This window comes from Variovorax sp. 38R (assembly GCF_014843395.1).
Lineage (GTDB): Bacteria > Pseudomonadota > Gammaproteobacteria > Burkholderiales > Burkholderiaceae_C > Variovorax > Variovorax paradoxus_H.
Window position 1 is genome coordinate 729,157 of record NZ_CP062121.1, and the last position, 26,602, is coordinate 755,758.

A 26,602-nucleotide genomic window follows, 5' to 3' on the forward strand; every position below is an offset into this window, starting at 1 on the left:
TCACCAACGTTGCTTGTCGAGGGGGGTGTCGCCAATGGCCGGAAGGCGCTTGAAGACGCAGTCCGTGGCGGCGCCGCCAACGCCCGAGAGCGCGGTCAGCGAATGGCCCGCGGCACGGGGCCGCGAGGAGGAAAACTGCTTTTGACGCAGGCCGTCGCGCTGCGGACGCAGTGCGAAAGATGGGCTGGTAAGTGCTGTCATGCCAGTACAGGGGCAAACCCTGTGCCAGCCTGGAAAAATTCTTTCAAATCAACGACTTGGCGCGACTCGGAGCGTTTTTCCGTGGGGAAGGGGCCCGCCGGGCCCCCGAAACCCCCGTTTTTGTCGCCGAATCCCGACAAGCCCTGGGGCCCCTCGGAAAACAGCCTTTCAAATCAACAACTTAGGCCTGTCGCTACTCGGCGACAGGGTCGCCACCGGGAGCGACAACGTCGGCCTTGAAGTTGCCCGGCGTGAGCTCGTGCTTCTGCAGCAGGCGGTAGAACTCGGTGCGGTTGCGGTCGGCCAGGCGGGCGGCGTCGGCCACGTTGCCGTCGGTCAGCTTGAGCAGGCCGACGAGGTAATCGCGCTCGAAACGCTGCTTGGCCTCGGCATAGGTGAGCACCTCCACGCTCGGCACGCGCAGCGCGCGCTGCACCAGCGCCAGCGGGATCAGCGGCGAGCCCGACAGCGCGCAGACCTGCTCCACCACGTTGTAGAGCTGGCGCACGTTGCCCGGCCATGCGGCGGTGGTCAGCGCCTTCAGCGCCTCGGGCGCGAAGCCCGACAGCCGCTTGCCGTACTTGGTCGACAGCTTCTGCAGGAAGTGGTTGGCCAGCAGCGGAATGTCTTCGCGCCGCGCCGACAGCGGCGGCAGCGTGAGCGTCACCACGTTCAGGCGGTAGTACAGGTCTTCGCGGAACTGGCCGGCTTCCATCGCGGCGTCCAGGTCGCGGTGGGTGGCCGAGACGATGCGCACGTCGACCTCGATCGACTGGCTCGCGCCCAACGGGCGCACCGCGCGCTCCTGCAGCACGCGCAGCAGCTTGACCTGCAGCGCGGGCGGCATGTCCCCGATTTCGTCGAGCAGCAGCGTGCCGCCGTCGGCCTGCTGGAACAGTCCCTTGTGGTTGGCGTGGGCGTCGGTGAAGGCGCCCTTCATGTGGCCGAACAGTTCCGACTCGAGCAGCGCCTCGGGAATGGCGCCGCAGTTGACCGCCACGAAGGGCTTGTCGGCGCGTGCGCTGGCCTTGTGGATGGCGCGCGCCAGCAGTTCCTTGCCGGCGCCGGAGTCGCCGCGCAGCAGCACGGACGCGTCCGACTTGGCGACCATGCGCGCCTCGGCCAGCAGCTCGGCCATGCGGTTGCTGCGGCTCACGATTTCCGAGCGCCAGCTGTCGTCGCCGGTCTTGCTCGGCGTGGTGGTCGGTGCACCGAGCGCCAGCGCCTGCGAGATCTTCTCGAGCAGTTCGCGTGCGTCGTAGGGCTTGGTGAGGTAGGTGAACACGCCGCGCGCCGTGGCCTCGACCGCGTCGGGAATGGTGCCGTGCGCGGTCAGCAGGATGACGGGCAGCGTCGGGTGGCGCTTGCGGATCTCGTCGAACAGCTGCAGGCCGTCGCGTCCGGGCAGGCGCACGTCGCTGAGCACCAGCTGCGGGTGCTCGATCTCGAGCTGGGTGAGCGCGGTCTCGGCCGAGGTGACGGCCGTGACCTGGTAGCCCGCCGACACCAGCCGCATCGACAGCAGCCGCAGCATGTCCGGGTCGTCATCGACCACGAGGAGGCGGGCGCCGGTGGTACTCATCGATCTACCTCCGTGCTTCGCACTTCGGTGCGAGCTTGTTTGGGGCGGCCCGGCACGGCGCTCATGGATTGGACCGGCTTCCGCTGGGGGCAATGACAGGTGCCGGCGTGTTGGGCCGGGCGAAGCTGCGCTCGATGGCGCGCAGCGCCTCGATGCGCTCGTTGAGCTGGTCGATGCGGCGCTGGCTGTCGCGCAGCTGCTGCACCTGCTTGTCGCGGTCGTCCTCGACGCGGCGTTGCTCGATGTAACGCGCGGCCAGCGCCCGCGCGAGCGGTTGCAGCGGCTGCGCTTCGGGGGCCGGGTTGCCGATCACGCGCTGCAGCAGGCCCAGCGCGCGCGCCAGGTCGGCCGGCACGCGGGTCTGCGCGAGCAGGATCGCGAGTTGCATCTGCGCCGCGGGCGTTTCGCCCTGTTCGCCGACGCGCGAAATTTCTGCGCTCAGGTCGGCGCCGCCCAGCGGGCGCACCTTGTCGGCGTAGGCTAGCAGGGCCGCGACGGGGCCCTGCGTGAGCTGCGTGAACAGCGAGGCCGGCTGCGTGGCCGGCGCGCGGGGCTCGGCCTCGACCGGCACCACGCGTGGCGCGGCCACGGGCGGCGGCAGCGCGTCGGCTTCGGCCGGCGGCTTGGGCTGGGAGGCGCAGGCCGCCAGCAGCAGGGCGCATGGCACGGCCATGGCCCCGGCGAAGGTGGATCTGCGGACGAACGAAAGGAACATGGGTCGAAAAAGCGCGGGGCGGTGTTGGGTGGGGGTGTCCGGGGTCAGGTCGTGCGCGGCAGTTCGATGCGAAAGCGTGCACCGGGGCCGTCCGGCAGCAGGGCGATGCGGCCCCCATGGGCTGCAATGTACTCCTGCACGATGGAAAGTCCGATGCCGGTGCCTTTCACCGTGTGCTCGGGCTGGCGCTCGCCGCGGAAGAAGGGTTCGAAGATGCGGTCGCGGTCGCCCGCGGCAATGCCGGGGCCGGCGTCGCACACGTCGATGTGCACCGCCTCGGGCGTGCCCGACACGGCCAGCGTGATCACGCCGCCCGCGGCGGAGAAGCGGATCGCGTTCGACAGCAGGTTGGCGATGGCGGTGCCGAGCTTGGTGCGGTCGACCGTGAGCGTGATCGGCTCGCCCTCGGCGCGCACGCGCAGGCCGTGCGCCTGCCACTGCAGGCGCTGGGCCTCGATCTGCTCTTCGATCAGCGGCAGCAACTCGGTGCGTTCGCGGCGCAGCTCGCGCGCCTCGAAGGCGGCGGCGTTGAAGCGCAGCAGCGCTTCGATCTGGTTCTGCAGCGACACGGTGTTCTGCTGCAGGATCTGCGCGACTTCGAGCTGCGCCGGGTTCAGCGGGCCGGTCACGCCGTCTTCGAGCAGCGACACGCCTTCGCGCAGCGCGGCCAGCGGCGTCTTCAGCTCGTGCGACACGTGGCGCAGAAAGCGCGCCTTGTCGGCGTCGAGTTCGGTCAGGCGCAGGCGCAGCCATTCGAGCTGCTGCGACACGCGCCGCACGTCGGCCGGGCCGCGGATGTCGATCGGTTCGTCGAGCCGGTTCTGGCCCAGGCCGACGATGGCGTTCTCGAGCCGCTTGAACGGGCGCGCCAGCCAGATGCCGAAAGCCAGCGCCAGCGACACGGCCAGCACGCTGGCGGCCACCACCTCGCGCATCAGCCGGCGGCGCGCGTTCTCGATGCGCTTGGCCAGCGCGTCGTTCTGCGTTTCGATGAGGAACTGCGCCTGCTGCGCGAGGTTGGTGTTCAGCGCGTCGAGTTCGCGGAACTGCATCGCCATCGTGCTTTCGCGCGCCAGGGCGCTGTCAGGGCTGCCGCTGAGCAGACCTTCGATCACGCCGAGCTGGCCGCGCCACATGTCGATGCCGGCGGCCGGCAGGCCGTTGCGTTCGAGGCGTTCCAGCACCTGGTGGGATTCGCGCGCCGCTTCATCGAAGCGGCGGCGCAGCACGGCGTCGTTGAGCACCAGCGACTGGCGTCCGGCGCGCTCCATGGCCGCGCTGCGTTCGGCCAGCGACTGCGAGGCCCCCGACAGGCGCAGCGCGCGCGCCGCAGCGTCGCGGCTTTGCGTGACGAGCGCGTCGTACTGCAGCACCGAGCGCAGTGCCACGCCCACCAGCAGCGCGGTGATGAGCAAAAAGGCAAACAGCAGGAGCTGTTGGAACGAGCCCCGGACGGACGGACGTTTCGCCATCAGTGGGCGAGCGCCGTGGCGGCAGCAGCAGCCAGGGCCGATTCGCGCGTGACCACTTCGCCGCGCAGCGTGTAGGCCAGCGAGCGCGTGATGCGCAGGTCGGCCATCTGGCCCACGAGGCGGGCGTCGCCTTCGAAGTTGACGACGCGGTTGCAGGCGGTGCGGCCCATGAGCTCGTTCGCGTCCTTGCGCGAGGCGCCCTCGACCAGCACGCGCTGCGTGCTGCCCACGAGCGCGTCGCCGAAGCGGCGCACGTTGCCGTCGATGACGCGCTGCAGCGTCTGCAGGCGCGCCAGCTTCACGTCGTACGGAGTTTCGTCCTGCAGCGTCGCGGCCGGCGTGCCGGGGCGCGGGCTGAAGATGAAGCTGAAGCTGTTGTCGAACTGGCAGTCGTCGATGAGCTTCATCATCTTGTCGAAGTCGGCATCGGTCTCGCCGGGGAAGCCGACGATGAAGTCGCTGGAAAGGGCCAGGTCGGGTCGGATGGCGCGCAGCTTGCGCACCGTGCTCTTGTATTCCATGGCCGTGTAGCCGCGCTTCATCGCCATGAGGATGCGGTCGCTGCCGTGCTGCACCGGCAGGTGCAGATGCGACACGAGCTGCGGCACCTTGGCGTAGGCTTCGATGAGCCGGGGCGTGAACTCGTTCGGATGGCTGGTCGTGTAGCGGATGCGCTCGATGCCGGGGATCTCGGCCACGTACTCGATGAGCAGCGCGAAGTCGGCGATCTCGGCGGTGTCGCCCATCTTGCCGCGGTAGGCGTTCACGTTCTGGCCCAGCAGCGTGATCTCGCGCACGCCCTGGTCGGCCAGGCCGGCAATTTCGACCAGCACGTCGTCGAGCGGGCGATTCACTTCCTCGCCGCGGGTGTAGGGCACCACGCAGTAGCTGCAGTACTTGGAGCAGCCTTCCATGATCGACACGAAGGCGGTCGCGCCTTCGACGCGCGCGGGCGGCAGGTGGTCGAACTTCTCGATCTCGGGGAAGCTGATGTCGACCTGCGGGCGGTCGAGCCTGTCGCGGTCGTTGAGCATCTCGGGCAGGCGGTGCAGCGTCTGCGGGCCGAACACGATGTCGACATAGGGCGCGCGCGCGATGATGGCCTGGCCTTCCTGGCTTGCCACGCAGCCGCCCACGCCGATCTTCACGCCCTTGGCCTTCAGGTGCTTCACGCGGCCGAGGTCGGAGAACACTTTCTCCTGTGCCTTCTCGCGCACCGAGCAGGTGTTGAACAGGATGAGGTCGGCTTCGTCCACGTTCTGCGTGGGCTCGTAGCCCTGCGCGGCGTGGAGCACGTCGGCCATCTTGTCCGAGTCGTACTCGTTCATCTGGCAGCCGAAGGTCTTGATGAATACTTTTTTCATGGGGAGCTCTCTCTGCCCTTCGCGAAGTGGAAGGGCGGCGGGCGCTCGTGGCGCCCGCGGATTTTTTCTTGCTTGCGGGGAGGTCGCGTTACTGCGTGTTCACCGTGTCGTTCGAGGTGAACGGCCAGATGTTCAGGAACGGCTTGTTCAGCGATTCGCGGCTGGCCATCGCCTCGTCGGGCGTCAGGATCCAGACCTCGCGCAGCAGCCCGGCGGGGTCGCGCGTGTAGTTCACGAGGTACTTCTGGCCGATGATCGCGCCGGGCATCACCAGCATGTTCTGCGGGCTGCGGATGCGCGCACCGGCGCCCAGGCGGTCGGCCCGGCCGTCGAGTTCGACGTCGGGGGCGCTGGTCACCATGAACTTGCCGCGCAGCGTGCCGATGGGAAAGTTGCGCCCGCCATTGAGCGACTCGTTCTGCGTCTGCGGACGGGGCACCTCGTCCTGGGCACTGGCGTGGAGGGAGAAAAGACCTGCGGCGCCGGCGAGGGCTGCGCAAAGGGCGAGGGAAGTGAGCGTTTTCGTGGGTGCCTTGCAGCGGTTCATGGGGTATATCCAGAGGCTGTGGAACCGGCGATTTTAGCGAGGGGGTGTTTTCCCTCATGCCGGGGCGCAGCGGGTGGTGAAGGGCTTTCCGTCGGGTCTGCTTTACATTTCTTTACGGTGCCCGTGAACACCGCGCGTCGGCCACTGCTCCAATAGCTGCTGTCAGCCCAAAGTGCACAAGAAACCCATGAAGAAAACTGCCGCCTTCGCCCTCGCGGGCGTGTTGATCGTAGCCGTCGCAGGGGGCTGGTGGCGCATGTCCGGCGACCGCGCGGTAACGAAAAGCGCGAAAGACGAGGCCAAGCCCGCCGCTGCCGCGCTCGTGACCCTGGCCACCGCGGAAAAGCAGGACGTGCCGGTCACCGTGCAGGTCAACGGCAGCGTGGTCTCGCTCAACAGCGTCGACCTTCGCCCGCAGGTCACCAACACCGTGAGCGCGGTGCACGTCAAGGAAGGCCAGTTCGTCAAAGCAGGGCAGTTGCTCTTCACGCTCGACGACCGCAACGACCAGGCCAACCTCGCGCGCGCCCGGGCCCAGCAGCAGAAGGACGAGGCCACCATGGCCGACCTGGAGCGCCAGTACAAGCGCAGCCAGGACCTGGTGGCACAGAATTTCATTGCCAAGAGCGCGGCCGACGCCACGCTGTCGCAGCTCCAGGCGCAACGCGCCGCCGTTGCGGCCGACCGCGCGGCCGTGCAGTCGGCGCAGGTGGCGCTGGGCTACGCCACGTTGCGCGCGCCCATCGCGGGGCGCATCGGCGCCGTCAACATCTACCCGGGCACGCTGGTGCAGCCCACGCTGTCGCTGGTCACCATCACCCAGCTCGACCCCATCGCCGTGAGCTTCCCGGTGCCCGAAGGCAACCTGCAGGACCTGCTGGCCGCCGCGCGCACGCGCGCCAAGGTCGAGGCGCTGGTCACGGGCCGGCGCGAGCCGCTGTTCGGCACGCTCGACTTCGTCGACAACACGGTCGATCCGCAGATCGGCACCGTGCGCGCCAAGGCCGTGTTTGCCAACGCGGACCAGAGCCTGTGGCCCGGCCAGTTCGTCAACACGCGCATCACGGTGCGCATGCTCGACGGCGTCACCGTGGTGCCGGCCGCGGCGCTCATGATGCTGTCCGACGGCACCTCGCTGTACGTGGTCGATGCCGAGCGCAACGCGGCGCGCCGCCAGGTCAAGGTGCTCCACACCTTCGGCACCAAAGTCGCCGTGAGCGGCGTGACGCCTGGTGAGCAGGTCGTGATCGAAGGCAGCCAGAACGTGCGCCCGGGCGGCAAGGTGCGCATCGACGTCAAGGCGCCGGCCGGCCCCGGCGGCGCGCCCGGCAACGGCACCACGGGCGTCACGCCGGGCAGTGCGGCCTCGTCGGACATCAAGCCCACGCGGGAACGCGCATGAACATTTCCGAGCTCTGCATCCGCCGTCCGGCGATGACGGTGCTGCTGTCGGCGGCCGTCGTGGTCATCGGCATCTTTGCGTACTTCAGCATCCCGGTCGCGGCGCTGCCGAGCTACAACACGCCGGTCATCAACGTCAACGCGCAGCTGCCGGGCGCGAGCCCCGACACCATGGCGAGTTCGGTCGCGTTGCCGCTCGAAAAGCAGTTCTCGACCATCCCCGGCCTGCAGACCATCAGCTCGGTGAACACGCAGGGCGTGACCTCGCTCACGCTCGAATTCGTCAGCAGCCGCGACATCGACGCCGCCGCGGTCGACGTGCAGGCCGCGCTGCTGCGCGCCCAGCGCCAGCTGCCGCAAGAACTGACGCAGCTGCCCTCGTACCGCAAGGTGAACCCGGCCGACGCGCCGGTGCTGTTCATTGCGCTGATCTCGCCGTCGATGAACCCGTCGGAGCTCAACGACTACGCCGAGAACCTCATTTCGCCCACGCTCTCGACCATCGACGGCGTGGCGCAGGTGGGCGTGTACGGGCGCAAGGCTTTCGCGGTGCGCATCAAGGCCAACGCCGACCTGCTCAACGCGCGCAACATCACGCTCGACGAACTGGCGAAGGCCGTGAACTCGGCCAACGCCAACACGCCGGTCGGCACGCTCGACGGCCCGCGCCAGACGCTCACCATCCAGGCCAACCGCCAGCTCATGAAGGCGGCCGACTTCGCCAAGCTCATCATTGCCCAACGCAATGGCGCGCCGGTGCGGCTGGACGAAGTGGCCACGCTCGAAGACAGCTTCGAGTCGGTCAAGACCGGCAGCAGCTTCAACGGGCAAGACTCGATTTCGCTGGCCGTGCAGCGCCAGCCCAATGCCAACACCGTGCAGGTGGTGGACGCGGTGCGCGCGCTCATCCCGCGCTTCAAGGCCGAGTTGCCGCAGTCGGTCGAGATCCAGATGGTCAACGACCGCTCGATCTCCATCCGCGAGGCGGTGCACGACGTGCAGCTCACCTTGCTGGGCACCATCGCGCTGGTGGTGCTGGTGATCTTTTTGTTCCTGCACCGGCTGGTGGCCACGCTGATTCCGGCGGCCACCATTCCGATCTCGCTGATCGGCGCCGTGGCGCTGCTCTACGCCTTCGGCTACAGCCTGGACAACGTCTCGCTGCTGGGCATCACGCTGGCCGTGGGCCTGGTGGTGGACGACGCCATCGTGGTGCTCGAAAACATCATGCGCTACGTCGAGAAGGGCATGGAGCCGATGGCCGCTGCCCTGCGCGGCGCGCGCGAGGTGGGCTTCACCATCGTGTCGATCTCGATCTCGCTGGTGGCCGTGTTCATCCCGATCTTCTTCATGCCCGGCGTGATCGGCCTGCTGTTCCACGAGTTCGCCGTGGTGGTGGCGCTGGCCGTGCTGGTGTCGGCCGTGGTGTCGCTCACGCTCGTGCCGATGCTCGCGAGCCGGCTGCTCAAGCACGTGCCACGCAAGGAAGGCGCGCTGGACCATGAAGAAGGGCACCCCGAGCCCGGCACCGCGATCGGCCGTGCCTTCGAGCGCGGCTACCGCGCGGTGCACGGCGGCTACATGCGCACGCTCGACTGGACGCTCGGGCACCGCACGCTGATGCTGGCGATGGCGGGCCTGACCTTCGTCGTCACGGCCTGGCTCTTCGTCAGCATTCCCAAGGGCTTCTTCCCCGAGGAAGACATCGGCCAGATCCAGATCACCACCGAGGCGGCCGAAGACATTTCGTTCACCGCCATGAAGGCGCTGCAGGACCGCGTGGCCGCCGCGCTCCAGGCCGACCCGAGCGTGGCCTACGTGAGTTCCTTCGTCGGCGTGGGCGGCCCGACTGCCACGCAGAACTCGGGCCGGCTGTTCGCGGTGCTCAAGCCGCGCAGCGAGCGGCCCAAGATGCCGAAGGTGCTCGAGTCGCTGCGCCAGCGTTTCCGCGAAATTCCGGGCGTGGCCGTCTACATGCAGCCGGTGCAGAACCTGCGCCTGGGCGGGCGCCAGAGCAAGGCGCGTTTCCAGTACACGCTGCAGAGCGTGAACGCCGGCGAGATGGTGCCGTGGTCGACCAAACTCATGGAGCGCATGCGCGCCGACCCCGACTTCCGCGACGTCACCAGCGACTCGCAGAACCGCGGCCTGCAGGCCACGCTCGAGATCGACCGCGACAAGGCCGGCGTGCTCGGCGTGGCCGTGGGCGACCTGCGCACCGCGCTGTACAACGCGTACGGCGACCGCCAGATCGGCAGCATCTACGGCGCCAGCAACACTTACCAGGTGATCTTGTCGGCGGCCGACAGCGACCGCCAGTTCGAGGAAGACGTGGCGCGCCTGTCGGTGCGCAGCACCACCGGCAAGCTGGTGCCGCTGTCGGCCTTCTCGACCGTCAAGCGCACCGTGGGGCCGACCTCGGTCAACCACCAGGGCCAGCTGCAAGCGGTGACGGTGTCGTTCAACCTCGGCCCCGATGTGCCGCTGGGCAACGCGACCGCGAAGATCGACCGCTTCAAGGACGAGCTGAAGATGCCGCAGTCGATCATCACGACCTACGGCGGCGACGCGGCGGTGTTCCAGAGTTCGCAGTCGAGCCAGGCCGTGCTGCTGGTGCTCGCGGTGCTGGTCATCTATGTGCTGCTGGGCGTGCTGTACGAAAGCTACATCCACCCGCTGACGATCCTGGCGGGCCTGCCCTCGGCGGCGGTGGGGGCGCTGCTCTCGCTGAAGCTTTTCGGCTTCGACCTCACGCTGATCGCGACCATCGGCATCCTGCTGCTGATCGGCATCGTGAAGAAGAACGCGATCATGATGATCGACTTCGCGCTCGACGCGCAGCGCACCGAAGGCATGAAGCCGGTCGATGCGATCCGCGAGGCTTGCCGGTTGCGCTTCCGCCCGATTCTCATGACCACGCTGGCCGCGCTGATGGGCGCGCTGCCGCTCGCGCTGGGCCTGGGCGCCGGCGCCGAGTTGCGTCAGCCACTGGGCGTGGCGGTGGTGGGCGGCTTGATCTTCTCGCAGGTGATCACGCTGTACATCACGCCCGCGATCTACCTGGCGCTCGACCGCTACAGCGGCAGCGGTCCGATGGTGGAGCTGCCGGGCGAGGCGAAGGCCGAGGCTGCAGCGGGCGGTCACGCCGCCTCGCACGCCTGACGGCGATCCAAAAGATGCCGGATGGCCACGCGCGTGAGCCACCCGGCCAGAAGAACTTTTGCAGTCCTGCGAAACGTCACACCGGGCCATCGTCCATTGAGGGCGCTCTGGCCTCTTGCTTCAACGGTCCCTCCGTTTTTTCCTCCTGCCCTCTTCCCATCCATGTGTGTGACGGGATGAATGATGGCGAGGGGGTGAAGGCGCCGAAGGTATCCAGCGATACAGGAAGTGGGCTTTTTTCTTACGGTGTCGCGTCGCGGTAACGACGCAAGGCCGCTGCATTCGGAATGCTGACCTGCCGGGCCCGCGTTTCAATGAGCCCGTGTCCCACCAGCGCATTCAACGTGCGGGTGACGGTGACGCGGCTCAACGCCGTCATGGCGCCGATCTGCTCGTGCGTCAGATCGACGGTGAGTGTGTTCGATGCCTGCGTCGATGGCGGACGCGCCACACGCAGCAGCAGATCGACGACCCGCTCCTTGGGCGCCGCCGAGGCCACCCCGGCCAGCTTGGCGACGATCATGTGGTTCTTGAAGCCGAGCAACTGGATCAACGAGGTCGCGAGTTCGGGCAGCGCTGAAAACTGCTGCGCGACATCCGCCGGGCGGTAGCGGCTGAGCATGGCCGGCGCGACCGCACGGGTCGTCGTGGGGCGAGGGCTGTCGGCAAACGCCGGGCCTTCGCCAAAGATCGCACCGGGCCCGAAGATCTCGAGCAGGAACTCCGAGCCGTTGCTTCGCTGGATCGTGGAGTGAACGAAGCCCGATCGCAACAGATAGAAGTAATCGTGCCGTTCGCCTTCGCGCGCAATGGTGTCGCCGGCCTCCAGGGTGACGAAGCTTCCCAGATGCGTGGCGTCGGTCCACGGCGCAGACAAGGTCTGCGACGCATCCCAGCTGGCGTACGCCGAGGGGGTGGGCGTTGTTCTTTTCATGGGAGCGTCTTGCCCGGGTCGGAGAAAGGCGAGCGGCCCATCGTGCTGTCGCGCCAGGTCCTAGGTCGTGGACTCGTCGAGCGGCGTGTCCGCGGCCAGATGCGTGATGTCGCTCCAGCCGACGAGACTGAAGCCCTCGGGCGTCCACAGCATGCGGTTGATGGCCGCATTGCCGAGCTGCCAGGTGCGCGGCGCCTGTAGCTCCTGGCGCGTGGCGGCGCGGTAGAGCACGTCCATCACGCCGCCGTGGGCCACCAGCACCACCAACTGGCCCGGATGCCGCGCGGCGATGGCCGAGGCGGTGCCCGTCACGCGATCGCGAAAGGTCAGCAAGCTCTCGCCGCCGCCTTCGGGCTCGAACTCGGGGTCGCGCTCGCGCCAGCGGCGGGCGTCTTCGGGCAGCGTGGCCTCGATCTCGGCGAAGCTCATGCCCTCGAAGCGGCCGAAGGCGCGCTCGCGCAGGCCCAGGTCGGGTTGCACCTCGAGGCCGTGGGGCTGGGCGATGGCTTGCGCGGTCTGCCAGGCGCGCGAGAGGTCGCTGGCATAGACCGCTGCAATCGGCTCGTCGGCCAGCGCCTGTCCGGCGCGCTGCGCCTGCCAGAGGCCGGTGGCATTGAGGCCGATGTCGAGGTGGCCCTGGATGCGGGTGTCGACGTTCCAGGCGGTTTCGCCGTGGCGCACGGCGATCAGGCGGGTGAGGTTGGCTTCCATCCGTCCGAATTCTAGAAGTGCGTCATTTCTTGGTTGCGGGCGTGAGTTCGATGTTCACGCGGTGCTCGCCCGGCGGCGGGTTCGGAAAGCCCTGCAGCGCGGCCTCGAACATCACCGGCAGGATCGCCGCGCTCGAGCTGTAGGGGCCGTCGTTTCGCGCGCGGGTCTCGTACACCACGCGGTGGCTGCCGCCCGCCTCGCGCAGCACGAGGCTCACCTCGCGCTGGTACCAGGGGTTGGCCGGCGGCGTGAACATCGGGCCGCCGTACCAGCCGCCGCCATGCCAGCGGTGGCCGTAGTAGCCGCTGTAGCCACCATAGCCGTAGCCCCAAGGGCCGGGCCCGTACAGCCACGGATCGGCCCAGGGCGACAGCGCCGCCGTGACGCGCGCGCCGATCTGCGCTGTGTACTGCGGCCGGGCGTCGTCGCGGCGCAGGCCGACCTTGTCGAGCGCCGCCGCGGCCATGGCCTCGAGCCCTTCCTGGCGCGCCGTGTCAGCCTGCTGCGAAGGCAGGCGCTCGAAGCGGTAGGTGGCGCCGGGCGGCACGGTCGTGCCCGGCGTGGCAAAGCTCTTGACGTTGCTGTCGACCACCCAGGAGGTGGCGCAGCCGCTCAGGGTTGCTACTAAAAATAGAGCTGAAAACGCACGATACATAAGGGTCTCCGGGCCTCTGGCCCTCAAAGTCCCCTGGGTTGCCCGAGTCAGCCCTGGACGATGCGCAGGGCTGAGGGTGCCTGGGAGAGCAGGTCGAAAGCGGGCGTGTCGAAGGCCTTGTCGCCGTTCTCGTCGGCCACGCCCGTCGCCTTCAGACCCTTGAAGTTGTGCAGCGTTCCGTCGAGCAGGTGCGAAGGCACGACGTTCTGCAGTGCGGTGAACATGTTTTCGACGCGGCCGGGGTACTTCTTGTCCCACTCGCGCAGCATTTCGCCGACCTGCTTGCGCTGCAGGTTTTCCTGGCTGCCGCACAGCGTGCAGGGAATGATCGGGAACTCGCGGTGCTGGGCCCAGCGCACCGTGTCTTTTTCGGCCACGTAGGCCAGCGGGCGGATCACGATGTGCTTGCCGTCGTCGCTCACCAGCTTGGGCGGCATGCTCTTCAACTTGCCGCCGAAGAACATGTTGAGGAAGAAGGTCTGCAGCATGTCGTCGCGGTGGTGACCCAGCGCGACCTTGGTGGCGCCCAGTTCGTCGGCCACGCGGTACAGGATGCCGCGGCGCAGCCGGCTGCACAGGCCGCAGGTGGTCTTGCCCTCGGGGATCACGCGCTTGACGATGCTGTAGGTGTCCTGGTTCTCGATGTGGAAGGCCACACCCAGGTCGCTCAGGTACTTGGGCAGCACCTCTTCGGGAAAGCCGGGCTGCTTCTGGTCGAGGTTGACCGCGACGATGTCGAAGTGGATGGGCGCGCGCGCCTTCATCTTGAGCAGGATGTCGAGCAGCGCGTAGCTGTCCTTGCCGCCCGAGACGCACACCATGACCTTGTCGCCCTCTTCGATCATGTTGTAGTCGACGATGGCCTGGCCGACCTGGCGGCACAGGCGCTTCTCGAGCTTGTGCGTCTCGCGCTCGATCTTGAGCGAGTTGGGGGGCGCGCCGGCTTCGGGCGTTTCGTCGATCCAGACGGCGTTCATTGGGTGGCTACTTCGGGCAAATCGGGGGAAAGACCCCCGATTTTGCCTTGGATCACCATTCCCCGGCTTCGATGCGGATGGCGACTTCGCAGTCGTCGAAGATTTCGAGCTTGGCAATCTTCACGCGCACGCCCCGCACGCCGGGCAGCTGCAGCAGGCGCTGCGCGAGCTTGCCGATCAGGCTTTCGAGCAGGTTGACGTGCTCGGCGGTGCACTCGTCGATGATGATGCGGCGCACCTTGCGGTAGTCCAGCACGTGGAAGATGTCATCGTCCTGCGGCAGCAGCGGCTGCGGGCCGAGGTTGAGTTCGGCGTCCACCAGGATCGGTTGGGGCGCGGTTTTTTCCTGCTCCAGGATGCCCAGGTTGGCGTCGAAGCGCAGGCCCTGGAGGGTGAGTGTCTGGTGGCCGTGCGGTGTGTTCGTGGACATGGTGGTGGTGCTCGTCACATGAGCGAGAAGTCGCGCTCGAATTTCATGAGGTGCTGGCCGCCGTCGACGAGCAGCGTGGTGCCGGTGATCGAGCTGTTTTCCAGCGCGAACTTCACGGTGGCGGCCACGTCTTCCGATGTGGACGAGCGGCCCAGCGGCGACAGCTTGTGCAGCTGCGCAAATTTGTCGTCGTCGAGCATGTGGCTCGCCAGCGTGAGGCCGGGCGCCACGCCCACCACGCGCACGCGCGGCGCCAGCGCCAGTGCCAGCATGGGTGTGGCGGCTTCGAGCGCGGCCTTGGAGAGCGTGTAGCTCAGGAAGTCGGGGTTCGGGTTCCAGAGCTTCTGGTCGAGCAGGTGCACCACGGCGCCCTGCGCGTCGCGCCGGGCCAGGTGGTCGTGCAGCGCCTGCGCCAGCAGGATGGCCGCGCCCGTGTTGCTGCGCGCGTGGCGCTCCATGAGCGCGTAGCTGAAGCTGGCGGCGTCGTCGTGTTCGAAGAGGGCGGCGCTGTGCACGACCGCATCCACAGCGCGAAAGCGCGCCGCCACGCGCGGCAGCAGCGCGCGCGTGGCCTGCTCGTCGGCCAGGTCGGCCTCGAACAGCGCCGAGTCGCCCGAGCGCGCGGCGCAGTCGGCCACGGTCTGCTCGGCCTCGGCGCGCGAGCTGCGGTAATGCACCGCCACCTGCCAGCCGCCCGCCGCGAGCGCCAGCGCGATCTCGCGGCCCAGCCGGCGGCCTGCGCCCGTGACGAGGACGGTGCGGCGGCGATCGGGGGAGGAGGGTGGGATGGCACTCATGCGAGGGAAGAAAACGAGGAGGAAGAGGACAATGGCGCCGTGACGACGCCAACGACAAACAGTTTACCCATCGCCCTCGACCATCTGATTACCCGTTCTGTCGAACGTGCGGGCGGATGGATCGGCTTCGACCGCTTCATGGCCCTGGCCCTGTATGCGCCGGGGCTCGGCTACTACGCCAACACCTCGGCCAAGTTCGGCCACATGCCCTCATCCGGCAGCGACTTCGTGACCGCGCCCGAGCTGACGCCGATGTTCGGCCACACGCTCGCAGTGCAGGTGCTCGAAGCGCTGGAGAAAACCGGCACCGACACGGTGTGGGAATTCGGCGCGGGCTCGGGGGCGCTGGCGGTGCAGCTGCTGCATGCGCTGGGCGAGATGGGACGCAGCGATGTGCGCTATCGCATCGTCGATCTGTCGGGCACCTTGCGTGAGCGGCAGCAGCAGGCGCTGGCGGGGCATGCGGGGCGGGTCGAATGGCTTGGGGAATTGCCTGAGTCCATGGCGGGTGTGGTGGTCGGTAATGAAGTGCTCGATGCGATGCCGGTGCAGCTGCTGGCGCGGGTGAAGGGGGCGTGGTTCGAGCGGGGGGTGGTGCGCAATCCGGCGGGGGATAGGTGGACCTGGGCGGACCGGGCGACTGATCTTCGGCCGCCGGTCGAGGTGGTGGGGGTGCATGACTACCTGACCGAGGTGCATCCGCAGGCTCAGGCTTTTATCGCGACGCTGGCGGACCGGCTCGAGAAGGGGGCGGCTTTTCTCATCGACTATGGGTTTCCCGAGGGGGAGTACTACCACCCGCAACGGCACATGGGGACGGTGATGTGCCACCGGGGGCACCAGGCGGATGGCGATCCGCTGTCGGAGGTGGGGTACAAGGACATCACGGCGCACGTCGACTTCACGGGGATTGCTGTGGCGGGGCAGGAGGCGGGGCTTTCTGTTCTTGGCTACACGAGCCAGGCTCGGTTTCTTTTGAACTGCGGGATGTTGGGGTTGATGGAGCGAGGGACTGTGGGGCAGCGGGGGATGGCGGCTCGGTTGATTCATGAGCATGAGATGGGGGAGTTGTTTAAGGTGGTGGGGTTTGCTGTTGGGGAGCCTTGGGACGCTGTGGGGTTCTCTGAAGGGGATCGGAGTCACACCCTCTGAGGGTTTACTTCCCGAGGCCGGGAGTTCCGCCCGGCGGCGGACTCACTTTCTTTTGCTTCGCCAAAAGAAAGTAAGCAAAGAAAAGGCGACCCCACTGTCTGCGTCCCTCCGCTTCGCTGCGGGCAACCTGCGGTGCTCGCGTTTCGCGGGGTCTCGCAGAACTCGCCTGCGGCTCAAACAGCTGCGAGCCCTGATCCGCGAAACGCTGCGCTCCTCGGCGCAGCCAGAGGGGTTTGGGGACTGGGCGGGCCATCGCTGCGCTCGGTCCTGGGGCTTGTGCTTTCAACGAGAAGACTTGGTCATAAGCAAGCAACAAAGACTTCGTTGGGGAACGCTGCTTGCGCTCCTACATTGGCGGCATGACTGCCGTTCTTTCTCGCGCAACCCCCACCTTCGAGGTGCGGCCTTTCGATGCGCCGGTCGGTGCGGAGATCGTCGGGCTCGACATTGCTGAGCCGATCAACGCTGCCGACTTCCAGCGCATCCACCGCGCGCACCTCGACCACCATGTGCTGGTCTTTCGCGACCAGCGCATCACGCCCGCACAGCACATCGACTTCAGCCGCCGCTTCGGGCCGCTCGAGATCCATGTGCTGCACCAGTTCCAGCTGGAGAACCACCCCGAGATCCTGATCGTTTCGAACATCAAGGAGAACGGCGAGCCGATCGGGCTCGGCGATGCGGGCGTGTACTGGCACTCCGACATTTCGTACAAGCCCAAGCCCAGCCTCGGCTCGCTGCTGCACGCGCAAGAGCTGCCGAGCGAAGGCGGGGACACGCTGTTTGCCGACCAGCACCTGGCGTGGGACGCGCTGAGCCCTGAACTGCAGCAACGCATCCTGCCGCTGAAGGCGGAGCACAGCTACCTCGCGAAGTACGAGGAGTTGCGTGCGAAGAATCCGTGGCGGCCCAAGCTGTCACAAGCGCAGGTCGACCAGGTCGCGCCCGCAGTGCAGCCTGTGGTGCGCACGCACCCGGAGACGGGGCGCAAGGCGCTGTTCGTCAGCGAGCACTTCACGACGCGCATCGTCGGGCTGCCGCAGGACGAGAGCGACGCGCTGCTGGCGGAGCTGTTCGTGCACAGCGTGAAGCCCGAGTTCGTGTACCGCCACGCGTGGGCGCCGCACGACCTGGTGTTCTGGGACAACCGCTCGCTGATGCACCTCGCGGCGGGCACGCCCGATCACCTGCGCCGCCGGCTCAACCGCACCACGGTCGTGGGCGATACGCCTTTCTGATTCCCTTCTTTCCTTTCTTCTTTCTCTCGGACTTTCCAATGAACCGCTTCACACGCCGCGCCGCCGCGCTCGTCACCGGCCTCGGCCTTCTCGCTGGCAGCCTGGCCGCGCAGGCCGAAGGGCAGATCCGCATTGCCGAGCAGTTCGGCATCGTCTACCTGCTGCTCAACGTGGCGCAGGAGCAGAAGCTGATCGAGAAGCACGCGAAGGCCGCGGGGGTGGATGCGAAGGTGGAGTGGGTCAAGCTCTCGGGCGGGTCGGCGGTGAACGACGCGCTGCTGTCGGGGAACATCGAGATCGCGGGCGCGGGTGTGGGGCCGCTGCTCACGCTGTGGGACCGCACCAAGGGCAAGCAGAACGTGAAGGGTGTGGCCTCGCTGGGCAACTTCCCGTACTACCTGGTGAGCAACAACCCGAACGTGAAGACGATCGCCGACTTCACGGAGAAGGACCGCATCGCGCTGCCTGCGGTGGGCGTGTCGGTGCAGTCGCGGGTGCTGCAGATCGCGTCGGCCAAGCTGTGGGGCGACAAGGAGTTCAACCGGCTCGACAAGATCAGCGTGGCGCTGCCGCACCCCGATGCGGCCGCGGCCATCATCAAGGGCGGCACGGAGATCACGGGGCACTTCGGCAATCCGCCGTTCCAGGAGCAGGAGCTCGCGAGCAACCCGAACGCGCGCATCGTGCTGAACTCGTACCAGGTGCTGGGCGGGCCGTCGTCGGCCACGGTGCTGTACGCGACCGAGAAATTCCGCAATGAGAACCCGAAGACCTACAAGGCATTCGTCGATGCGCTCGACGAGGCGGCGAAGTTCGTCACGGCCAATCCCGAGAAGGCGGCCGACATCTACCTGAAGGTGAGCAACGCGAAGCTCGACCGTGAGCTGCTGCTGAAGATCATCAAGAACCCCGAGGTGCAATTCAAGACCGCGCCGCAGAACACCTACGTGTTCGCGGAGTTCATGCACCGCGTGGGTGCGATCAAGAACAAGCCGGCGTCGGTGAAGGACTATTTCTTCGACGATGCGCACACGGCTTCGGGGAATTGAGTGAGCCCCACGGTCGCCTTGCCTTCGGGGATTGACTCCCTCTCCCATCGGGAGAGGGCGGGGGTGAGGGGGGAGCCTTCGGCATCGTCGGCAGCCCTCACCCCAACCCTCTCCCGCGCGCGGGAGAGGGGGCAAGACACAGACACGGCGCCGCTGCTGCAGGTCGACAACGTCAGCCTCGAGTACCGCACCCCCGAGCGCGTCGTCCGCGCCACGCACCGCGTGAGCTTCGACGTGCACGCCGCCGACCGCTTCGTGCTGCTCGGGCCTTCGGGCTGCGGCAAGTCGACGCTGCTCAAGGCCGTGGCCGGGTTCATCCCGCCGGTCGAGGGCGAGATCCGGCTCGACGGCCGGCGCGTGTCGCAGCCGGGCCCCGACCGCATCGTCGTGTTCCAGGAGTTCGACCAGTTGCCGCCGTGGAAGACGGTGAAGCAGAACGTGATGTTCCCGCTGCTCGCTTCGCGCACACTGGGCCGCAAGGAGGCGGCCGAGCGCGCGCTGCATTACCTGGACAAGGTGGGTCTCTCGAAGTTCGCCGACGTGCACCCGCACCAGCTCTCGGGCGGCATGAAGCAGCGCGTGGCGATTGCGCGTGCGCTGGCGATGCAGCCGCGCGTGCTGTTGATGGACGAGCCCTTTGCCGCGCTCGACGCGCTCACGCGCCGCCGCATGCAGCAGGAGCTGCTCGAACTGTGGGACGAGGTGCGCTTCACGCTGCTGTTCGTCACGCACTCGATCGAAGAGGCGCTGGTGGTGGGCAACCGCGTGGCGCTGCTGTCGCCGCATCCGGGGCGCATGCGCGCCGAAATGAACAGCCACGGCTATTCGCTTGAGAGTCTGGGCGGTGCGGACTTCCAGGCGACTGCGCGGCGCATCCACGACATGCTGTTCGAGGAAGAACAGGGCACACCATGAGCACCCTGACGCCACCCATCCGCCCCGAATACGAACGCACGCTCGAGCCTTTCACCGAGCTGCCGGTCGAACGCGCGCTGCCACTGGCCACGCGCCTCGCCTCGCACACCTGGCTGCGCAAGGGCCTGATCCTCGCGGTCATCGCCGTGCTGTGGGAGCTGGCGGCGCGTTGGCAGGACAACGACCTGCTGCTGCCCACCTTCACCGCCACCGCCCGCGCATTGGTCGAAGGGCTGGCCAGCGGCGAGCTGGTCGAGAAGGTGCGCATCTCGCTCGCGGTGCTGCTGCAGGGCTACCTCGCGGGCGTGTTGCTGGCCTTCGGGCTCACCACATTGGCGGTGTCCACGCGCATCGGGCGCGACCTGCTGGACACGCTGACTTCGATGTTCAACCCGCTGCCCGCGATCGCGCTGCTGCCGTTGGCGCTGCTGTGGTTCGGGCTCGGGCGCGGCAGCCTGGTGTTCGTGCTGATCCATTCGGTGCTGTGGCCGCTGGCGCTCAACACCTATGCGGGCTTTCAGGGCGTGCCCGAGACGCTGCGCATGGCGGGGCGCAACTACGGCCTGACGGGGCTGCGCTACGTGCTGCAGATCCTCGTGCCGGCCGCGCTGCCGTCGATCCTGTCGGGGCTGAAGATCGGCTGGGCCTTTGCGTGGCGCACGCTGATCGCGGCCGAGCTGGTGTTCGGCGCCTCGTCGGGCAAGGGCGGACTGGGCTGGTACATCTTCCAGAATCGCAACGAGCTCTACACCGACCGCGTGTTCGCAGGCCTGGCAATGGTGGTGCTGATCGGCCTGCTGGTGGAAAGCCTGGGCTTTCGCACGCTGGAGCGGCTCACGGTGCGGCGCTGGGGCCAGCAGCGCTGACAGCAAGCGCGTGAAGGGGCGGAGCGCACGAATGCCCCGGCGATGGCGAAACGGGTGCGGGCTCGGGTCTAATCGCAGCTTTTGGCACGCGTTCTCCTTCCCATGAGCTCTTCCGCCCCCGACCTTTCTTCGATCGCCGGTGCGCTGGCCGATGCCGCCGCCGCCCAGTCGATGCGCTACTTCCGCACGCCGCTGGACATCATCACCAAGGCCGACGAAAGCCCGGTCACGCTGGCCGACCGCGCCGCCGAAACCGCCATGCGCGAGATCCTCGGCGCACGCGTGCCCACCGACGGCATCTTCGGCGAAGAGCACGGCCCCGAGCGGCTCGACGCCGACCGCGTTTGGGTGCTCGACCCGATCGACGGCACGCGCAGCTTCATCACCGGCTCGCCGCTGTGGGGCACGCTCATCGGCGTGCTGCAGGGCGGTCGCGTGGTGTTCGGCATGGTCGACATGCCGGTGCTCAAGGAGCGCTGGGTGGGCGAAGCGGGCAAGGGCGCGACGCGCGACGGCCAGCCCGTGCGCGTGAGCGGCTGCACCGAGATCGCCAAGGCCCGCATCGTCACCACCTCGCCCGACATCTTCTCGCCGGCCGACTGGAGCGCCTTCGACCGCCTGAGCCGCCAGTGCGCGATGCGCCGTTTCGGCGGCGACTGCTACGGCTACGCCCAATTGGCAGGCGGCACCATCGACCTTGTGGTCGAGACAGGCCTGCAGCCCTACGACTTCCTGGGCCCGGCGGGTCTGATCGAGGCCGCAGGCGGCGTCGTCACCGATTGGGAGGGCCGGCCGCTGGGGCTGAATCCCGATCAGCGCGTGATCGCTGCAGCCACACCCGAACTTCACCGACAAGCCCTGGCCGTGTTGGCCGCCTAGACTGTTTTCCATGTTCCGCTGGCTGATCGTCGTAGTCCTTGCGCTGGTGCTCATGAGCGGCCTGACCGCCTGGCTGCGCCGCTTCGGCTTCGGACGGCTGCCCGGCGATTTCGAGTTTCGCGCCTTCGGCCGCGACTGGCAGCTGCCGATCGCGAGCACGGTGGTGCTCAGCATGATCGCGGCGCTGGTGGCGCGGCTGCTCTGAGCACGGTGCGGCGACGCCTGAGAAGCACTTGAGAAAGAAGAGAACCCCGCAATGAGAGCCTGCGTAGACATCGGCGGCACCAAGGTCGCCGTGAGCCTTTCCGCTTCGAGCGACGCGCCATTGATCGGCCGCCGCAGCGAGCCCACCGCCAAGACCGGCAGCAACGACGCCGTGGCGGTGCAGATCCTGCGGCTCATCGACGAGGTCTGCGCCGAGCAGGGCGTCGATCCGGCGAGCATCGACCGCGTGGGTGTGTCGTCGACCGGACCCTTCGAGCTGCACGACGGCATGGTCGAGCTGGCCACGCCCAACATCTGCGGCGGCATCGCCGGCCCCTCGCGCGGGCTGCCCAACGACTGGATGACGGCCATCGTCGAGGCGCCGCTGGCGCGCCGCTTCGCCCGCGTGCGCGTCGAGAACGACGCCGTGGCCGCGCTCGAGGCCGAGCGCCACTGGGGCGCGCTGAAGGGGCTCGACAACTGCGCCTACGCGACCTGGAGCACCGGCGTGGGCGTGGGCCTGTGCGTCGACGGCAAGGCGCTGCGCGGCAAGAACGGCAACGCCGGCCATGCGGGCCACAGCTTCGTGGTCGACGACGACAGTGGCGCGCTGTGCGGCTGCGGCAACCTGGGCGACGTGGAAGCGCTGGCGGGTGGCAACTCGATCGCGCACCGCTTCGGCCAACCCGCGGCCGATCTGTTCACGGCCGCCGCAGCCGGTGACGCCGCTGCACTCGCGAAGGCCGATGCGCTGTGCCGCGTGATCGGCCGCATGCTCTACAACCTGGTCATCACGCTCGACCTGCAGCGCATCAGCCTGGGCGGCAGCGTGTTCTGGCACCACCGCGACTTCGTGCTGCCGCGGCTGCAGGCGCAGGTCGACGGCAAGCTGCTGCCGCTCACGCGCGGCGTGCTGCTGGTGCCCGCCGGGCTCGGCGACAAGGTGGGCGACTACGCGGCCCTGGCGCTGCTCGACTGAGTTGCGGCGCGCGGCGACCGCACCAGCGTCGCCGGCTGGTTCTTCTGCGCGGCGCAGCCTTCCTCGACGATCCGCCCGAGCCGCCGCAGCCCCGCATCGACCGCTTCGCTGAAGGGCCAGCCGCAGTTGATGCGCAGGTAGTGGTCGAAGCGCGAGGCGTTCGAGAACTGCGCGCCCGGCGCCACCAGCATGTGCTCGCGCAGGGCCGCCTCGAACACCGCCACCGACGACAGCCGATCGGGCAGCTCCACCCACAACTGGAAGCCACCGCGCGGCAGGTTGAGCCGGGTGCCGGCCGGGAAGTAGCGGGCGATGGCGTCGGCCGTCTGGTCGCGCTGCGTGTGCAGGCGTTCGCGCAGTCGGCGCAGGTGGCGGTCGTAGCCGCCGCTGGCAATGATCTCGCCCGCGGCGATCTGCGCCAGCGCCTCGTTGTTGCGCGTCTGCGCGTACTTGAGCATTTCGACCTGCGCATGCCAGCGCCCGGCCGTGATCCAGCCCAGCCGCAGGCCCGGCGCCAGCACCTTGTGCAGCGAGGCGCAATACACCACGTTGCCCGTGCGGTCCCAGGACTTGATGGCGCGCAGCGGCACCTCGGTTTCCACCAGGTCGCTGTAGGTGTCGTCCTCGACCAGCGCGATGCCGTGGCTTTCGCACATCTGCACCAGCCGTTGCTTGTGGGCGTCGGGCATCACGCTGCCGATGGGGTTCTGCAGGTGCGGCACGACCACCACGGCCTTGATGTCGTCGTAGGTGTGGATGGCCAGGTCGAGCGCTTCCAGCGAAATGCCGGTCTGCGGGCTGGTGGGAATCTCCAGTCCGCGCAGGCCCAGGCTTTCGAGTACCTGCAGCAGGCCGTAGAAGGTGGGCGATTCGACGGCGACGGTGTCGCCGGGCTTGGCGATGGCGCGCAGTGCGAGGTTCAGCGCCTCGATGCAGCCGTTGGTGACCAGCACGTCGTCGGGCGCCACGGTCATGCCCACGCGCAGGTTGCGCTGGGCCACGACCTGGCGGAACTGCTCGTGGCCTTTTTGCGACGAGGCGGTGGTCAGCAGCTCGGGGCGCTGGCGCAGCGCGCGCGTCATGGCGTTGCGCAGCGCCTCGGCCGGGTAGAGCTCGGGGGCGGCGCGCGAGATCGCGAAGTTGAGCTTCACGTCGTTGAGCCGTCCGCGCGCCATGAAGTTGGCCATGCGCGTGCGCATGTTGACGAACTGCGCCGGGTCGGGCGGCAGGCCCGAAACAGGTTCTTCCATCGCCGCGATGGCCAGCCGCTGCGGGCGGCGCACGAAGTAGCCGGAGCGGTCGCGCGCCTCGACCCAGCCTTCGCTCTCCATGGCGCGGCAGACCTGCAGCGCGGTCGAGAGGCTGATGTCGTGCAGCCGCATCAGGCTGCGCAGCGACGGGAGCTTGTCGCCGGCCTTGAGCGAACCGGCGTGGATCGCGTCGACGTAGTGCGCCGCGAGCTGGCGGTAGAGCGGTAGCGAGTCCATGGGTCGATGTTCCCCGCATCGGGCATCTGAAAACAGATGCAGTTGCTCGGGAAAAAGACCATAACAGATGGCGCGACGGCCTGACTGTTCCGGTCGCAATAGCCATCGGGTGTGCCTGTTTTTTGGGCGGCGAAATTCCTACGATGAAGCCTCATCCATCCGAGGTCCGCCATGATCACCACCCTCTGCGAAGCGCCCGATTCCATCGTCCTCGAACCCGGCCAGTCGCTGCGCACCGCCGTCGATGCGGGCGCCTGGCTTCAGCTGGCCGAAGGCCGCGCCCGCGTGGTGTCGCCACCCGGCTGGCTGGGCGAGAGGGTGTTCATGACCGAGACGCTGCTCGGCGAAGGCGACGTGCACTGCGTGCCGCAGGGCGGGTGGATCGAGGTGTCGGCGATCACGCCGGTGCACCTGCGGGTGCATGCGCCGGTGCGGGCCGCGCGGGCCACGGCGCCGGTAGAAGAGGCGCGGCCGGTGATGCGCTTCGTGCGCCTGCTGACGGGGTGGTGAGGTCCGGGGCAGGGCGCCTGCCCCGAACCCGCGCCGTCAGTTTTTCGGCAACTTCTGCGGCCGCTTCCAGTTCGCAAAGCTGACCTGCTTGCCCCGCGCCACGGTCAGCGCGCCGGGTTCGGTCGACTTGTTCACCGTCGATCCGCCGCCGATGGTGCCGCCCGCACCGATCGTCACGGGTGCCACGAGCACGCAGTTGCTGCCCACGTGCACGTCGGCCTCGATCACGGTGCGGTGCTTGTTGGCGCCGTCGTAGTTGGCCGTGATGCTGCCCGCGCCGTAGTTCACGCGCTCGCCCACCGTGGCGTCGCCCAGGTAGGCCAGGTGGTTGGCCTTGGCGCCGGCCGCCAGCGTGGAGTTCTTGACCTCGACGAAGTTGCCGATGTGCACCTCGGCACCCAGCTGGGCGCCGGGCCGCAGCCGCGCAAAGGGCCCGACCAGCGCGCCCGCGCCCACCGTCACGCCGGCCTTCTCGCCGTCGATGTGGGTGAAGGGATGGATCACCGCGCCCGCCTCGATGCGCGCGTTGGCAATGACGCAGTTCGCGCCGATGCGCACGCCTTCGCCCAGCGACACCGTGCCTTCGAACACGCAGTTGACATCGATGTCGACGTCGGCGCCGCAGCTCAGCGTGCCGCGCAGGTCGAAGCGCGCCGGGTCGGCCAGGCGCACGCCCTGTTCCATCAGCGCATTGGCCTGGCGCAGCTGCCAGGCGCGTTCCAGCGCCGCGAGCTGGGCCGGGCTGTTGATGCCCGCCACCTGCAGCGCGTCGGTCGTGACGTGCGCCACCACCGGCACGTGGTCGTCGGCCGCGAACTTCACGATGTCGGTCAGGTAGTACTCGCCCTGGGCGTTCTTGTTGTCCAGCCGCGCGAGCCAGCCCTTGAGCAGGCGCGCGGGTGCGGCCATCACGCCGCTGTTGATCTCGCGCACGGCGCGCTGCGCCTCGGTGGCGTCCTTGTGCTCGACGATGGCCGTCACTTCACCGCCCGCCGTGGTGCGGATGATGCGGCCATAGCCCGTGGGGTCGTCGAGTTCGATGGTCAGCAGCGCGAGCCGCTCGCCGCCGCTGGCGGCGATGAGGGTGCGCAGCGTGTCTTCGGCGATCAGGGGCACGTCGCCCGACAGGATGACCACGGTGCCGTCGTCCGGCAGCTGCGGCGTGGCCTGCTGCACGGCGTGGCCGGTGCCCAATTGGGGCTCCTGGCGCGCGAAACCGAGGGCGGCGGCGTTCACGGCGGTGGCCTTGATGGCGGTCTCGACCTGCTCGGCGCCGTGGCCCGTCACGACCACAACATGGCGCGCGCCGATGCGCGCGGCGGTGTCGGTCACGTGGGCCAGCAAGGCGCGGCCGGCCAAACGATGCAACACTTTGGGCAGCTTGCTCTTCATGCGCGTGCCCTTGCCGGCCGCCATGATGACGACGTCGACCGGTCCCTGGTTGCTCTGCTGCGGAGTCTGATTCATGCGCTTTTCTTCCCGGATTCGTTGTGCTGGACTGGCCCGAATTATCGGTGTGCTGCTGCTGGCTGCTGCCCTGGGGGCTTGCAGCGCGGTCAAGCTTGCTTACAACAACCTGCCCGAGCTGAGCTATTGGTGGCTCGACGGCTACTTCGACTTCGACGACGCCCAGACCCCGAAGGTGCGCGACGAGCTGGCCCAGCTGCTGGCCTGGCACCGCCAGAACGAGCTGCCGCGCGTCATCGGCCTGCTGCAGGAAGCCCAGGGCCTGGCGTCGGCCGACGTGACGCCCGCCCAGGCCTGCCAGCTGGCCGACCGGGTCCGCGAGCGGCTGCTGGCCGTCACCGAGCGTGCCGAGGCCGCCAGCGCCGAACTCGTGCTGAGCCTGAGCGAGGCGCAGCTGCAGCAGCTCGAGCGCAAGTACGCGAAGAACAACACGGAGTACCGCAAGGACTGGCTCGACCGCAGCCCCGCGCAGGTGCATGACAAGCGTTACGACCAGTTCCTGGACCGGCAGGAAGACTTCTACGGGCGCCTCACGACCGAGCAGCGCGCGCTGCTGCGCCAGCAGGTGGCGCAGTCGGTGTTCAGCCCCAAGCTGGCGTACGAGGAGCGGCGCCAGCGGCAGCAGGAGGCGCTGGTGCTGCTGCGCGGCTTTCTCGGCGCCAATGGTGCCCCGCGCACCTCGCCGGCCGAGGCCCGCGCCGCGCTGCACGCCTATATCTTGCGCATCGCCGATCCGCCGCCCGGCCCGTGGCGCGACCAGCAGCAGGCGCTGCTGCAGGAAGGCTGCCGCAACCTGGCGGCGCTGCACAACACCACGAGTGCCACGCAGCGCGAGCAGGCGGTGCGGCGGCTGCAGGCCTACCAGAGCGACCTGCGGCAGCTGGTGGCCGCGCGCTGAGGCGACTGGC

Annotated in this window: 26 protein-coding genes; 12 read left to right on the plus strand and 14 right to left on the minus strand. The window is 68.2% G+C overall.

Translation table 11 applies throughout. The features are described from left to right. The 6 genes from IG196_RS03230 to IG196_RS03255 all read right to left on the minus strand — a co-directional run bounded on the left by IG196_RS03230 (position 1) and on the right by IG196_RS03255 (position 5,881). Positions 1-201, minus strand: coding sequence for a hypothetical protein (locus tag IG196_RS03230; protein ID WP_082818265.1), 201 nt, complete (start codon positions 199-201; stop codon positions 1-3). A gap of 193 nt (positions 202-394) precedes the next feature. After that, positions 395-1,783 carry a sigma 54-interacting transcriptional regulator gene (locus IG196_RS03235; protein ID WP_101491163.1) on the minus strand — a complete coding sequence of 463 codons (1,389 nt, stop codon included), beginning with the start codon at positions 1,781-1,783 and terminating at the stop codon, positions 395-397. Positions 1,784-1,844: 61 nt separating this feature from the next. Next, the gene (locus IG196_RS03240) at positions 1,845-2,456 is read right to left on the minus strand and encodes a hypothetical protein (RefSeq protein WP_225616911.1); all 612 of its coding nucleotides are present in this window, start codon (positions 2,454-2,456) and stop codon (positions 1,845-1,847) included. 86 nt (positions 2,457-2,542) lie between these two features. Then, on the minus strand, positions 2,543-3,970 hold the full coding sequence (locus IG196_RS03245; protein ID WP_192195006.1) for a sensor histidine kinase: 1,428 nt from the start codon (positions 3,968-3,970) through the stop codon (positions 2,543-2,545). Next, the gene (gene miaB / locus IG196_RS03250; protein WP_192195007.1) at positions 3,970-5,334 is read right to left on the minus strand and encodes a tRNA (N6-isopentenyl adenosine(37)-C2)-methylthiotransferase MiaB; all 1,365 of its coding nucleotides are present in this window, start codon (positions 5,332-5,334) and stop codon (positions 3,970-3,972) included. The genes IG196_RS03245 and miaB overlap by 1 nt, the downstream gene beginning before the upstream one ends. 88 nt (positions 5,335-5,422) lie before the next feature. After that, on the minus strand, positions 5,423-5,881 hold the full coding sequence (locus IG196_RS03255; RefSeq protein WP_192195008.1) for a hypothetical protein: 459 nt from the start codon (positions 5,879-5,881) through the stop codon (positions 5,423-5,425). A gap of 256 nt (positions 5,882-6,137) precedes the next feature. Between IG196_RS03255 and IG196_RS03260 the strand changes: the two genes are divergently transcribed. Continuing rightward, on the plus strand, positions 6,138-7,283 hold the full coding sequence (locus IG196_RS03260; protein ID WP_101491318.1) for an efflux RND transporter periplasmic adaptor subunit: 1,146 nt from the start codon (positions 6,138-6,140) through the stop codon (positions 7,281-7,283). Beyond that, positions 7,280-10,444, plus strand: a complete 3,165-nt coding sequence (locus IG196_RS03265) for an efflux RND transporter permease subunit (protein ID WP_192195009.1) — start codon at positions 7,280-7,282, stop codon at positions 10,442-10,444. The genes IG196_RS03260 and IG196_RS03265 overlap by 4 nt, the downstream gene beginning before the upstream one ends. Before the next feature lie 241 nt (positions 10,445-10,685). On the opposite strand, the gene IG196_RS03270 is transcribed toward IG196_RS03265, so the two are convergent. From IG196_RS03270 to IG196_RS03295, 6 genes are read right to left on the minus strand one after another with little or no spacing between them, the layout of a single operon-like run. Then, on the minus strand, positions 10,686-11,378 hold the full coding sequence (locus tag IG196_RS03270; protein ID WP_192195010.1) for a Crp/Fnr family transcriptional regulator: 693 nt from the start codon (positions 11,376-11,378) through the stop codon (positions 10,686-10,688). 60 nt (positions 11,379-11,438) lie between these two features. Next, positions 11,439-12,089 (minus strand): histidine phosphatase family protein, encoded by a 651-nt coding sequence (locus IG196_RS03275; RefSeq protein ID WP_192195011.1) that lies wholly within the window; start codon positions 12,087-12,089, stop codon positions 11,439-11,441. Positions 12,090-12,111: 22 nt separating this feature from the next. Next, the gene (locus tag IG196_RS03280) at positions 12,112-12,744 is read right to left on the minus strand and encodes a DUF4136 domain-containing protein (RefSeq protein WP_192195012.1); all 633 of its coding nucleotides are present in this window, start codon (positions 12,742-12,744) and stop codon (positions 12,112-12,114) included. Between the two features lie 47 nt (positions 12,745-12,791). After that, complete coding sequence (gene ttcA / locus IG196_RS03285) at positions 12,792-13,721, minus strand: tRNA 2-thiocytidine(32) synthetase TtcA (protein WP_192195013.1); 930 nt, start codon at positions 13,719-13,721, stop codon at positions 12,792-12,794. Positions 13,722-13,773: 52 nt separating this feature from the next. Beyond that, entirely contained in the window at positions 13,774-14,151 is a 378-nt protein-coding gene (locus tag IG196_RS03290) for a dihydroneopterin aldolase (RefSeq protein ID WP_056576172.1), read from the minus strand. Positions 14,152-14,165: 14 nt separating this feature from the next. Continuing rightward, positions 14,166-14,948, minus strand: a complete 783-nt coding sequence (locus tag IG196_RS03295) for an SDR family oxidoreductase (protein ID WP_192195014.1) — start codon at positions 14,946-14,948, stop codon at positions 14,166-14,168. A gap of 39 nt (positions 14,949-14,987) precedes the next feature. On the opposite strand from IG196_RS03295, the gene IG196_RS03300 reads away from it, so the two are divergent. The 8 genes from IG196_RS03300 (at position 14,988) to IG196_RS03335 (ending at position 22,230) form a co-directional block, all read left to right on the plus strand. Then, positions 14,988-16,100: a class I SAM-dependent methyltransferase gene (locus tag IG196_RS03300; protein ID WP_192195015.1), complete on the plus strand. Its 1,113-nt coding sequence runs from the start codon at positions 14,988-14,990 to the stop codon at positions 16,098-16,100. Positions 16,101-16,459: 359 nt separating this feature from the next. Continuing rightward, on the plus strand, positions 16,460-17,338 hold the full coding sequence (locus IG196_RS03305) for a TauD/TfdA dioxygenase family protein (protein WP_192195016.1): 879 nt from the start codon (positions 16,460-16,462) through the stop codon (positions 17,336-17,338). Between the two features lie 38 nt (positions 17,339-17,376). Further along, positions 17,377-18,387 (plus strand): ABC transporter substrate-binding protein, encoded by a 1,011-nt coding sequence (locus IG196_RS03310; RefSeq protein WP_192195017.1) that lies wholly within the window; start codon positions 17,377-17,379, stop codon positions 18,385-18,387. Between the two features lie 153 nt (positions 18,388-18,540). Next, complete coding sequence (locus tag IG196_RS03315; protein ID WP_192196905.1) at positions 18,541-19,302, plus strand: ABC transporter ATP-binding protein; 762 nt, start codon at positions 18,541-18,543, stop codon at positions 19,300-19,302. After that, a complete protein-coding gene (locus IG196_RS03320; RefSeq protein WP_192195018.1) occupies positions 19,299-20,168 on the plus strand; it encodes an ABC transporter permease in 870 nt (289 codons plus the stop codon). The genes IG196_RS03315 and IG196_RS03320 overlap by 4 nt, the downstream gene beginning before the upstream one ends. 102 nt (positions 20,169-20,270) lie before the next feature. Continuing rightward, complete coding sequence (gene hisN / locus IG196_RS03325; protein WP_192195019.1) at positions 20,271-21,047, plus strand: histidinol-phosphatase; 777 nt, start codon at positions 20,271-20,273, stop codon at positions 21,045-21,047. Between the two features lie 10 nt (positions 21,048-21,057). Next, entirely contained in the window at positions 21,058-21,252 is a 195-nt protein-coding gene (locus tag IG196_RS03330) for a DUF2905 domain-containing protein (protein ID WP_056575522.1), read from the plus strand. Between the two features lie 51 nt (positions 21,253-21,303). Beyond that, the gene (locus IG196_RS03335) at positions 21,304-22,230 is read left to right on the plus strand and encodes an ROK family protein (protein WP_192195020.1); all 927 of its coding nucleotides are present in this window, start codon (positions 21,304-21,306) and stop codon (positions 22,228-22,230) included. On the opposite strand, the gene IG196_RS03340 is transcribed toward IG196_RS03335, so the two are convergent. Beyond that, positions 22,203-23,717, minus strand: a complete 1,515-nt coding sequence (locus IG196_RS03340; RefSeq protein ID WP_192195021.1) for a PLP-dependent aminotransferase family protein — start codon at positions 23,715-23,717, stop codon at positions 22,203-22,205. The genes IG196_RS03335 and IG196_RS03340 overlap by 28 nt on opposite strands. A 171-nt stretch (positions 23,718-23,888) precedes the next feature. Here IG196_RS03340 and IG196_RS03345 point away from each other — a divergent pair, with 171 nt between their 5' ends. After that, positions 23,889-24,227 carry a hypothetical protein gene (locus tag IG196_RS03345; RefSeq protein ID WP_192195022.1) on the plus strand — a complete coding sequence of 113 codons (339 nt, stop codon included), beginning with the start codon at positions 23,889-23,891 and terminating at the stop codon, positions 24,225-24,227. A gap of 36 nt (positions 24,228-24,263) precedes the next feature. On the opposite strand, the gene glmU is transcribed toward IG196_RS03345, so the two are convergent. After that, on the minus strand, positions 24,264-25,694 hold the full coding sequence (glmU, locus tag IG196_RS03350; protein ID WP_101491145.1) for a bifunctional UDP-N-acetylglucosamine diphosphorylase/glucosamine-1-phosphate N-acetyltransferase GlmU: 1,431 nt from the start codon (positions 25,692-25,694) through the stop codon (positions 24,264-24,266). Here glmU and IG196_RS03355 point away from each other — a divergent pair. Continuing rightward, a complete protein-coding gene (locus IG196_RS03355) occupies positions 25,693-26,592 on the plus strand; it encodes a DUF6279 family lipoprotein (protein ID WP_225616912.1) in 900 nt (299 codons plus the stop codon). The two genes, glmU and IG196_RS03355, sit on opposite strands and share 2 nt — an antisense overlap. Positions 26,593-26,602: the final 10 nt, after the last annotated feature.

Coding starts and splice junctions, on each gene's coding strand:
- IG196_RS03255 (WP_192195008.1), bottom strand. CDS start 5,881: ATGAACCGCTGCAAGGCACCCACGAAAACGCTCACTTCCCTCGCCCTT.
- IG196_RS03235 (WP_101491163.1), bottom strand. CDS start 1,783: ATGAGTACCACCGGCGCCCGCCTCCTCGTGGTCGATGACGACCCGGAC.
- IG196_RS03230 (WP_082818265.1), bottom strand. CDS start 201: ATGACAGCACTTACCAGCCCATCTTTCGCACTGCGTCCGCAGCGCGAC.
- IG196_RS03265 (WP_192195009.1), top strand. CDS start 7,280: ATGAACATTTCCGAGCTCTGCATCCGCCGTCCGGCGATGACGGTGCTG.
- miaB (WP_192195007.1), bottom strand. CDS start 5,334: ATGAAAAAAGTATTCATCAAGACCTTCGGCTGCCAGATGAACGAGTAC.
- IG196_RS03295 (WP_192195014.1), bottom strand. CDS start 14,948: ATGAGTGCCATCCCACCCTCCTCCCCCGATCGCCGCCGCACCGTCCTC.
- IG196_RS03320 (WP_192195018.1), top strand. CDS start 19,299: ATGAGCACCCTGACGCCACCCATCCGCCCCGAATACGAACGCACGCTC.
- IG196_RS03305 (WP_192195016.1), top strand. CDS start 16,460: ATGACTGCCGTTCTTTCTCGCGCAACCCCCACCTTCGAGGTGCGGCCT.
- IG196_RS03245 (WP_192195006.1), bottom strand. CDS start 3,970: ATGGCGAAACGTCCGTCCGTCCGGGGCTCGTTCCAACAGCTCCTGCTG.
- glmU (WP_101491145.1), bottom strand. CDS start 25,694: ATGAATCAGACTCCGCAGCAGAGCAACCAGGGACCGGTCGACGTCGTC.
- IG196_RS03335 (WP_192195020.1), top strand. CDS start 21,304: ATGAGAGCCTGCGTAGACATCGGCGGCACCAAGGTCGCCGTGAGCCTT.
- IG196_RS03290 (WP_056576172.1), bottom strand. CDS start 14,151: ATGTCCACGAACACACCGCACGGCCACCAGACACTCACCCTCCAGGGC.
- ttcA (WP_192195013.1), bottom strand. CDS start 13,721: ATGAACGCCGTCTGGATCGACGAAACGCCCGAAGCCGGCGCGCCCCCC.
- IG196_RS03330 (WP_056575522.1), top strand. CDS start 21,058: ATGTTCCGCTGGCTGATCGTCGTAGTCCTTGCGCTGGTGCTCATGAGC.
- IG196_RS03270 (WP_192195010.1), bottom strand. CDS start 11,378: ATGAAAAGAACAACGCCCACCCCCTCGGCGTACGCCAGCTGGGATGCG.
- IG196_RS03280 (WP_192195012.1), bottom strand. CDS start 12,744: ATGTATCGTGCGTTTTCAGCTCTATTTTTAGTAGCAACCCTGAGCGGC.
- IG196_RS03260 (WP_101491318.1), top strand. CDS start 6,138: ATGTCCGGCGACCGCGCGGTAACGAAAAGCGCGAAAGACGAGGCCAAG.
- IG196_RS03240 (WP_225616911.1), bottom strand. CDS start 2,456: ATGGCCGTGCCATGCGCCCTGCTGCTGGCGGCCTGCGCCTCCCAGCCC.
- IG196_RS03340 (WP_192195021.1), bottom strand. CDS start 23,717: ATGGACTCGCTACCGCTCTACCGCCAGCTCGCGGCGCACTACGTCGAC.
- hisN (WP_192195019.1), top strand. CDS start 20,271: ATGAGCTCTTCCGCCCCCGACCTTTCTTCGATCGCCGGTGCGCTGGCC.
- IG196_RS03310 (WP_192195017.1), top strand. CDS start 17,377: ATGAACCGCTTCACACGCCGCGCCGCCGCGCTCGTCACCGGCCTCGGC.
- IG196_RS03345 (WP_192195022.1), top strand. CDS start 23,889: ATGATCACCACCCTCTGCGAAGCGCCCGATTCCATCGTCCTCGAACCC.
- IG196_RS03275 (WP_192195011.1), bottom strand. CDS start 12,089: ATGGAAGCCAACCTCACCCGCCTGATCGCCGTGCGCCACGGCGAAACC.
- IG196_RS03355 (WP_225616912.1), top strand. CDS start 25,693: ATGCGCTTTTCTTCCCGGATTCGTTGTGCTGGACTGGCCCGAATTATC.